Below are 348 nucleotides of genomic sequence, written 5' to 3'. Positions count from 1 at the left end.
TTCAATGAGAAACAGGACAGTAAGATGACCTACAAAAGGGATTACGGCTATCAGCCAGGTGTCTGTACCGTCAATGAGCAGTTTGTACTTTATATTGAAAACAGGAACGGAAATTCTGATGCAAAGTCATTTCAAAGGGATACGCTCGAAAGAATTTTTAATCTGCTTGAAACAAATAAAGTTAAAAAGATTAAAAACTTCCGGGCAGATGCAGCATCGTACCAGTATGAGGTGGTTGCCCTGCTGCAACAGAAAGTAGAACATTTTTACATAGGGTGCAGAAACAGCTATGTCGAGAAATATTTTCCACAGATCTCCAACTGGGAAGTGATAGAGGACAGAAACGGT

The 348-nt window shown here is 39.9% G+C and carries 1 pseudogene; it reads left to right on the top strand.

Annotated features, from left to right (window positions below):
• Window positions 1-24: 24 nt before the first annotated feature.
• Window positions 25-348, top strand: a pseudogene (locus OQX63_RS23315) (hypothetical protein); the annotation flags it as partial.

The organism is Pedobacter sp. PF22-3 (genome assembly GCF_026239555.1).
In the GTDB taxonomy this organism is placed as follows: Bacteria; Bacteroidota; Bacteroidia; order Sphingobacteriales; family Sphingobacteriaceae; genus Pedobacter.
Note: the sequence above shows the minus strand (reverse complement) of the source record. Positions and strands in the feature narration are given on the sequence as shown.